Below are 8,557 nucleotides of genomic sequence, written 5' to 3'. Positions count from 1 at the left end.
GCCCCCGCCGCTGCCCCTGGCGTCGCCCCGCCTGACCTGTTGCACGACACCGGCCGCGTCGCCGCGCTCTACCGCGACAAGGGCAGCGAGGCGCTGATCGTCTCCATCGCCCCGCGCCAGCCGGCGCGCGACATCTGGGGCGCGGCCTATCTGGCGCGCTTCGGCGTCTCGGTGCTGGGGCTGACCGACTATTCCGCCGGCTGGTTCCCGCAGGGCGACATGGCGGAGCTGCTGCCCAGGCTGCAGCCGGTGCTGGACCGCCACAGGCGCATCATCCTCTACGGCTTCAGCATGGGCGCCTATGCCGCGCTGAAATACAGCGCCCGGCTGCGCGCCGACGTGGTGCTGGCCTTCTCGCCCCAGGCCTCGGTGCATCCCGACGATGTCGGCGACTTCGATTTCCGCCGCAGCCGCGACTGCTACCGGCCGGAGCTGCATGCCGGCATGCGCATCGCCCCCGGCGACATCGCCGGCCAGGCCCTGCTGTTCCACGACCCCCGCTTCGAGGAGGATGCCCGCCACGCCGCCCTGATCGAGGCGGCCGGCCCGGTGCAGCGCGTGCTGACCCCGCTCGTCAACCATGACTCGATCGGCTTCGCCGTCGACACCGGCTGGGTGCGGCCGATGCTGCAGGCGGCCCTCGACACCGGCCGCGTGCCCGACGCCCTGCTGCGCCCGCTGGTCCGCCCGCGCCGCCTGGTCTGCGCCAGCTATGCCCGGCAGCTGGCTGCCCTGATGCGCCGCCGCCACCCGGGCCCGCCCGGCGAGGCCATCGCGCTGCGCGTGCTGCGCCAGGCGCTGATCGCCGGCAATGCGACCGCCCAGCTGCGCCTCGAGCTCGCCCATTGCCTGCTGGACAACCACCATCTGCCCGAGGCCCAGGCCGTGGTCCGCGCCGGCTTCATCCGCCCGCCGCGCCCCTCGCAGATGGCGCTGCTGGACGACCTGCACCGCCGCCTGCGGCTGCGCGCCGGCCAGGACGACCCCGAGCCCGCGACCTTTCCGAAAACCGACCGCGCCTGGGCGGAGGTGGTCGACTTCCTGGCCGAGCGCCGGCTGGACCACGAAAGCCTGCTGGCCCCCGCGGCGCTGGCCGCTGTCCTGCCCCATGCCCGCAGCACGCCGACCGCCCCCGGCGAGCCGCAGCCCGACTGGGTGGTGGTGCGCAAGGGCGGGCTGGCGCAGCTCGGCCGCGCCTTCCTGCGCCGGCTGAACGCCGAGGCGGTGCCGGTCTTCATCAACGGCCAGTTCCTGGTCTGGAGCCGCGAGCCCAGCTTCGGCCTGGTCGACCAGCGCGGCCATCCGGAGGTCGCCGCCATGCTGCGCGACCTCGACGTGCCCTGGGGCGACGAGGCGGGGTAGCTACTTGCCCTTGGCGAAGACCACCACGGCCTCGAGCTGGGCGGACCACAGGAACTGGTCGATCGGCGTCGCCGCCTCGATCCGCCAGCCGCCCCCCAGCAGGGTCTTGGCATCCCGCGTCAGCGCCGCCGGGTTGCAGGAGACATAGACGATCCGCCCGAGGCTGCTGCGCGCCAGCGCCGGCATCTGCTCGACGGCGCCGGAGAAGGGCGGGTCCAGCACCAGCCCGGCGAAGGCCTCCAGCTCCTTCGGCGACAGCGGCTGCCGCACCAGGTCGCGCTTGGTAGCGACCACCCGGCCGCCCGCCTTGCGCGCCGCGGCATCCAGCGCGGCGACGGTCTCGGGCGCGCCTTCATAGGCCGCGACCCGCGCCACGGCGGACAACGGAAACGACAGCGTCCCCAGCCCGGCATGCAGCTCGGCGATGCGCGACTTGTTGGTCAGCTTCTTCGGCAGCCCGGCCAGCACGGCGCGGATGATGGCGGCCTCGCCCTGCGGCGTCGCCTGCAGGAAGGCCCCGGCCGGTGGCGTCACCGACACCCCGGCGAATTGCATCGCCACCGGGCTGACCTGCGCCAGCGTCTCCGCCACCAGGCCCTTCAGGCTGCTGCCGGAAATCCGCGAAATGCGATGCGCCTGGGCGAAGGCGGCCAGCGCCGTCCGCTCCTGCACCCCGGGCGTGCCGTCCAGCCGCAGCAGCAGGTCGGGCCCGCTGTCCAGCAGGTTCAGCATCGCCGAGCCTTCCTTCCGGAAGCAGGCCAGGCTGCGCAGCATCGCCCGCAGCGGCTCGAACAGCGCCACCAGCCGCGGGTCCAGCACGTGGCAGGTCGAGAGATCCTCCACCCGGGCGCTGTCGCCGCGGGCATGGAAGCCCAGCGCCACGCTGCCATCCGGGCGGCGCTTCAACGCCAGGTCGGCGCGGCGCCGCGTGGCCGGCGGCGTCACCTCGGTGGCGGCGACCGGCGGGTCGCGGAAGCCGGCCCGCTCCAGCGCCTCGATCAGGCGGGCGCGCTTCCAGATCGAGTACGGACCCAGCGCCAGGTGCTGCGTCACGCAGCCGCCGCAAGGACCGTAATGCGGGCAGGGGGGATCGACGCGGTCGGGGCTGGGGGTGAGCACCACCGGGCCCTCCACACGCACCCGCTCGCCAGGCAGCACGCCCGGGATGAACAGGCGGGCACCATCAGGTGCGACGGCCAAACCGTCGCCAGCGGCACCAAGACCGTCGATCAGCACTTCCACAGCACAACAACCCCTAGAAACAAGACAAGGGGGGCATCTGCCCCCCTTGGACCCCCGACCAGGAACCTGAGGTTCCTGGACCTCCCGTCAATTTAGAACGCGTTCAGGCCGGTCTGGGCGCGGCCCAGGATCAGCGCATGCACGTCATGCGTGCCCTCATAGGTGTTCACCGCCTCGAGGTTCATCGCATGCCTGATCACGTGATACTCGTCGGCAATGCCATTGCCGCCATGCATGTCACGCGACATCCGGGCGATATCCAGCGACTTGCCGCAGCTGTTGCGCTTGCACAGCGAGATCATCTCGGGCGCCACGCGGTGCTCGTCGAACAGCCGGCCCAGGCGCAGCACGCTCTGCAGGCCGAGCGTGATCTCGGTCTGCATGTCGGCCAGCTTCTTCTGGATCAGCTGCGTCTGCGCCAGCGGACGGCCGAACATCTTGCGGTCCATGGTGTAGGAACGCGCCGCGTGCCAGCAGAACTCGGCAGCGCCCAGCGCGCCCCAGGCAATGCCGTAGCGGGCACGGTTGAGGCAGGAGAACGGACCCTTCAGCCCCTTCACATCCAGCTTGTTGCCCTCGGGGACGAAGACCTCTTCCATCATGATCATGCCGGTGGTCGAGGCGCGCAGGCTGAACTTGCCCTCGATCTTCGGCGCCGCCAGGCCCTTCATGCCCTTCTCCAGCACGAAGCCGCGCACGTCGCCGGCCTCGTCCTTGGCCCAGACCACGAAGACATCGGCGATCGGCGAATTGGTGATCCAGGTCTTCGAGCCCGACACCAGGTAGCCGCCATCGACCTTCTTGGCGCGGGTGCGCATCGAGTTCGGGTCGGAGCCGGCATCGGGCTCGGTCAGGCCGAAGCAGCCGATCAGCTCGCCCTTCTGCATGCCCGGCAGCAGCCGGTCCTTCAGCTCGGCGGCGCCATAGGCCCAGATCGGGAACATGGCCAGCGACGACTGCACCGAGAAGGCCGAGCGATAGCCGCTGTCGACCCGCTCCACCTCGCGGGCGATCAGCCCGTAGGAGACATAGTTGACGCCGGCGCAGCCATGGCTGTCGAGGGTCGCGCCCAGGAAGCCCATCTCGCCGAACTCGTTCATGATCTCCCGGTGGAAGACCTCATGGCGGTTGGCTTCCAGCACGCGCGGGAACAGCTTCTCCTGGCAGTACTGGCGGGCCGCGTCGCGGATCAGCCGCTCATCCTCGGAGAGCTGGTCTTCCAGCAGCAGGGCGTCGTCCCACACGAAGCTGGGCTTGGCGGTCTGGGTCACGGCATTCATGGGGTTTCTCTCCTGCAGGCGGCTGCTGCGGCACGTAAGGGGCCGGAGATTGGCGCCGGCGCTGCCCCGACGCAATGGGCCAGCAGGCGCGGGGGCGGGCCCGAAGCCCAGGCCCGGAAACGCCGCCGCCGCCCCGAAGGGCGGCGGCGGGTCGGTCTCAGGCCGCCTCGGCGCCCAGCTCGGCGTTGCCGCCGGCCGACTCGGCCGGGGCGGTATCGCGCTGCGGGCGGGGGATCGGGATCAGCATGAAGGCCGGCACGGCGTCGCCGAAGCCCTGCACGGCGGGGCCGAGATCGTCGCGGTCGCGGCGGCGGTCGTCACGACGCTCCTCGCGGCGACCCTCCCGCTCGCGGCGCGGTTCCTCGCGGCGGCTCTCGTCGCGGCCACGGCTCTCGCGGCGCGGCTCGTCGCGCGGGCGATCCTCGCGGGGACGTTCGTCACGCGGCCGATCCTCGCGCGCCTCGCGCGGACGCTCGTCGCGGGGACGGTCCTCGCGCTCGCGGCGACGGTCGTCGCGGCGGGGCTCCTCGCGGCGCGGCTCGTCACGGCGGGGCTCCTCGCGCGGCGGCGTCTCGCCACCCAGATCCTCGACCTCGTCGCGCTGGCGGTTGACGCCGCGGCGGACGATTTCCTTGTCGCCCCCGCGCCGGCTGTCGCCACCACGGCCCTCGGGCTTCGCCTCGGCGCGCGCTTCGCCGCGCTGCTCGCCCCGCGGCTCGCTGCGCCCGCGGCCACCCTTGGCGTCCTTGCCATGCGGCTTGCCGCGGCCACGCCCGCCGCGCGGGGCGGAGGCCGCCTCGGCCAGCTCTTCCGGCGTCACCACGTCGAGGCCGGTGACCTCGATGCGCGGGATCGGCTTGCCGGTCAGCGTCTCGATGGCGGTGATCAGCTTGACGTCGTCGGCGGTCGCGATGCTGAAGGCATGGCCCTCGCGCCCGGCGCGGCCGGTGCGGCCGATGCGGTGGACATAGTCCTCGTCGCGGAACGGCACGTCGAAGTTGAAGACGTGGCTCAGCCCGCCGATGTCGATGCCGCGCGCGGCGACGTCGGAGCAGACCAGCAGCTGCAGCTCGCCGGCCTTGAACTTCTCCAGCGTGGCGAAGCGGACCGACTGCGCTAGGTCGCCATGCAGCGCGCCGACCTTGAAGCCATGCTTGCCCAGGCTCTTGTGCAGCACGTCGACATCGCGCTTGCGGTTGCAGAAGATCAGCGCGTTCTGCACTTCCTGGCTGCGGATCAGCCGGCGCAGCGCCTCGCGCTTGTCCTGCTCCTGCACGAAGACCACGCCGGTGGTGATCGTGGTCGCGACGGAGGCGGGGGCGGAGACCGAGATGGTCTTCGGGTTCTGCAGGAAGGCGTCGGCCAGCTTGCGGATCTCGGTCGCCATGGTGGCGCTGAAGAACAGCGTCTGGCGCAGCGGCGGCAGCAGGCTGACGATCCGCTCGACATCGGGGATGAAGCCCATGTCCAGCATGCGGTCGGCTTCGTCGATGACCAGCACCTTGCAGTCGGCCAGCATGACGCGGCCGCGCTCGAACAGGTCGAGCAGCCGGCCCGGCGTCGCGATCAGCACGTCGACGCCCTTGTCGAGCACGTCGCGCTGGTCGGACATGCTCTCCCCGCCGATCAGCAGCGCATGATTGAGCTTCATGTGCGTGCCGTACTTGACGAAGTTCTCGGCGACCTGGAGCGCCAGCTCGCGCGTCGGCTCCAGGATCAGGCTGCGCGGCATGCGCGCCTTGGCCCGGCTGCCGGCCAGGATGTCCATCATCGGCAGGACGAAGCTGGCGGTCTTGCCGGTGCCGGTCTGGGCACAGCCCATGACGTCGCGGCCCATCAGGACGACCGGAATGGCCTGTTCCTGGATCGGCGTCGGGTGGACATAGCCGGCCTCGGCGACGCCGCGCAGCAGCGGCTCGGACAGGCCCAGATCGTCGAAGGTGGCGCGCGGCGGCGCGACCTCGACCGGGGCGTCGGGGGGCATGGCGTCGGAATGCTCGGTTTCGGCCACGCGGGGCGCGGTCACGTCAGGCTGATCGCTCAAGGGCAGTCGGTTCCTTCGCCGGCGGGCGGCGGGATGCGTGCCGGCCCGCCACGCGAGACCCGCGCAGCCCATTCTCCGGCATCCGAGACCCGCATATGCGCCGCTCGCATCGGCTTGGCAAGGTTTTCCCCGGCCCGGCAGGGCGGTTTCCCGGCCCCGCAGGGTGCTTTCCCAGCCCCGCAGGGTGCTTTCGCCACGATCGCCGCCCCGTTGCCGGATCGCCACGGCAGGCGTAACCCTCGGACACCATGCCGAACCCCCATCCCCTGCTGCTGCTGCCCGGGCTGCTCTGCGACGCGCGGCTGTGGCGCGACACCATCGCCGGCCTCGACGGCCTGGCCGACTGCCGGGTCGCCGACCTGACGCAGGACGACACGCTGCGCGCCATGGCGCTGCGGGTGCTGGACGGCGCGCCCGAGCGCTTCGCCCTCGCCGGCCTGTCGATGGGCGGCTACGTCGCCTTCGAGATCCTCCGCCTGGTGCCCGACCGGGTGACGCATCTGGCGCTGTTCGACACCTCCGCCCGGCCCGACGCGCCGGAGGCCGCGCGGCGCCGCCGCGGGCTGATGGCGCTGACCCGCACCGGCCAGTTCCGTGGCGTGACGCCGCGCCTGCTGCCCAGCCTGCTGCATCCGGAGGCGGTGGACGGCCCGCTCGGCCACGAGGTGCGCGCCATGGCCGACCGCGTCGGCCGCGACGCCTTCCTGCGCCAGCAGCTGGCCATCCTGCAGCGCCCCGACAGCCGGCCGCTGCTGGCGCAGATCAGCTGCCCGACGCTGGTCGCGGTCGGCGAGCAGGACATCCTGACCCCGCCCGAGCTGGCCGAGGAGATCGCCGCCGGCATCCCCGGCGCCCGGCTGGCCCGCATCGCCCGCTCCGGCCACCTGCCGACCATGGAGCAGCCGGAGACCAGCACGGCGCTGCTGCGCGACTGGCTCGCCACGCCGGCTTGAGCCATTCGGCCTGAGCCACCCCCGCTTGAGCCACCGCGCCGCCGCGCCGTCGCAAGCTCCTGGTAAATCCCGCGCCGCTAGCCTGCCGCCATGGTGGGGTTGTCGCGACGCGGGATGCTGGGCGGCTGGGGCGTGCTGGGCGCGGCGACGGCGCATGCCGCCTCGCCCCTGGGTGGGCAGCCTTTGGGCGGCGTGCCGCAAGCAGGGGCGGCGCCCTCGGCCGCGCTGGTCGCCGGCTGGGCGCAGTTCCGCCAGGACTTCCTGCGCCCCGAGGGCCGGGTGGTGGATACCGGCAACCAGAATGTCTCGCATTCCGAAGGGCAGGGCTGGGCGCTGTTCTGCGCCGAGCGCGCCGGCGACCGCGCCGGTTTCGAGCTGATCTGGGCCTGGACCCGGCGCTGGCTGACCCGGCCGCAGGACCGGCTGGCGGCCTGGCGCTATATCCCCGACCGCGGCGATGCGGTGCCCGACCGCAACAACGCCACCGATGGCGACCTGTTCATCGGCGCGGCGCTGCTGCTGGCCGGGCGGCGCTGGCCGGAGGCCGGCTTCACCGAGGCCGGCGCCGCCATCGCCCGCGACATCCTGCGGCTGCTGCTGCGCCAGGTCGCCGGCAGCACCCTGCTGCTGCCGGCGCTGCACGGCTTCGAGGCGGCCGACAGCGTCACCGTCAACCCGTCCTACTATGCCTTCCCGATCCTGGGCGTGCTGGCCCGCGCGGTGCCCGACCCGGCCTGGCTGGCGCTGGCCGGCGACGGGCTGCGGCTGCTGCGCCGCGCCCGCTTCGGCCGCTGGGGCCTGCCGCCGGACTGGCTGACCGTGGCGCGGGCCGATGGCGCGCTGTCGCTGCCGGCCCGCTGGCCGCCGCGCTTCTCCTACGACGCGGTGCGGGTGCCGCTGTATCTCTGCTGGGCCGGGCTGGCGGATGAGCCGGGGGCGCTGGCCGCCGCGCGCTTCTGGAGCGACCCGGCGCACCGGCAATGGCCGGCCTGGGTGGATTTGACGACGAATCGGATCGGCCCCTATGCCGCGGCGCCGGGGCTGCGCGGACTCGGCGGCTACGTCATGGAGCAGCTCGGCGAGCGCCCGCCGGCCCGGCAAAATCCGCCTTTCGCCCGGGATGATTATTATTCATCTGTCTTAAAATTGCTCACATTGGCCGCTTTGCCGGAAAAAGCGTAGAATCTCAAAATATGTTCGGGCCACGCTTGCGAATATGTGGTTTCGTGCGCGGCGCCGAGAGGGCATTCTGTGCTCCCCGAAGGAGTTAAGGCGGCTTATGGGCCAGGATATCGACGTCGCCCGCGTTGTGGCTGCGCTGCGCGCCCCCGGGATCCGCTACCGGTCCTTCGGCAACCAGCCCGTCCGCGAGGAGCAGGGAGGCACGTCACCCGCGCTGCGTGACAGCCTGGCGTCCTTCGGCGCGCCAGACCCCGTTGCCATGCCGCAGCCGGATACCGCGCCGCCGGCAGCCTCGACCCCCGTCCTGCCCAATCCGGTGCTGGCCAGCACGGCGCCGCTGACGCCGGCCGCGCCGCCACCGGCCTCGACGCCGGCCACGCCGGTGCTGGCGCCGCAGGTGACCGCGGCAGCCTCGCCGTTGGCGGCGCTGCTGGCCAAGGCGCCCGTCATGCCGGCCGCGGTCGTTGAAAAGCCTGCGGAAATCGCGCCCGCCC

General features: G+C 72.5%; 6 protein-coding genes and 1 pseudogene. 4 read left to right on the top strand and 3 right to left on the bottom strand.

Features of this window, described 5'->3' with window-relative positions:
* Positions 1-1,362 (top strand): hypothetical protein (locus GVN67_RS26720; protein ID WP_160000360.1); only part of this gene is annotated, 1,362 nt, incomplete at its 5' end.
* Here the strand turns inward: GVN67_RS26720 and GVN67_RS26715 are convergent.
* The 3 genes from GVN67_RS26715 to GVN67_RS26705 all read right to left on the bottom strand — a co-directional run bounded on the left by GVN67_RS26715 (position 1,363) and on the right by GVN67_RS26705 (position 5,868).
* Positions 1,363-2,484 (bottom strand): class I SAM-dependent RNA methyltransferase, encoded by a 1,122-nt coding sequence (locus GVN67_RS26715; protein ID WP_235035536.1) that lies wholly within the window; start codon positions 2,482-2,484, stop codon positions 1,363-1,365. It abuts the gene before it with no gap.
* A 212-nt stretch (positions 2,485-2,696) separates the two neighbouring features.
* Positions 2,697-3,884, bottom strand: coding sequence for an acyl-CoA dehydrogenase (locus tag GVN67_RS26710; RefSeq protein WP_160000358.1), 1,188 nt, complete (start codon positions 3,882-3,884; stop codon positions 2,697-2,699).
* 157 nt (positions 3,885-4,041) lie between these two features.
* On the bottom strand, positions 4,042-5,868 hold the full coding sequence (locus GVN67_RS26705; RefSeq protein ID WP_160000361.1) for a DEAD/DEAH box helicase: 1,827 nt from the start codon (positions 5,866-5,868) through the stop codon (positions 4,042-4,044).
* Positions 5,869-6,176: 308 nt separating this feature from the next.
* Between GVN67_RS26705 and GVN67_RS26700 the strand changes: the two genes are divergently transcribed.
* The 3 genes and pseudogenes from GVN67_RS26700 to GVN67_RS26690 form a co-directional block, all read left to right on the top strand.
* A complete protein-coding gene (locus GVN67_RS26700; RefSeq protein WP_160000357.1) occupies positions 6,177-6,881 on the top strand; it encodes an alpha/beta fold hydrolase in 705 nt (234 codons plus the stop codon).
* Positions 6,882-6,971: 90 nt separating this feature from the next.
* A complete protein-coding gene (locus GVN67_RS26695) occupies positions 6,972-8,063 on the top strand; it encodes a glycosyl hydrolase family 8 (protein ID WP_160000356.1) in 1,092 nt (363 codons plus the stop codon).
* A 97-nt stretch (positions 8,064-8,160) separates the two neighbouring features.
* Positions 8,161-8,557: pseudogene (locus GVN67_RS26690) on the top strand (hypothetical protein); the annotation flags it as partial.

Origin of the sequence: Roseomonas sp. 18066 (assembly GCF_902706185.1) — a bacterium.
Lineage (GTDB): Bacteria > Pseudomonadota > Alphaproteobacteria > Acetobacterales > Acetobacteraceae > Pseudoroseomonas.
This window is presented reverse-complemented; position numbering and strand designations above follow the sequence as displayed.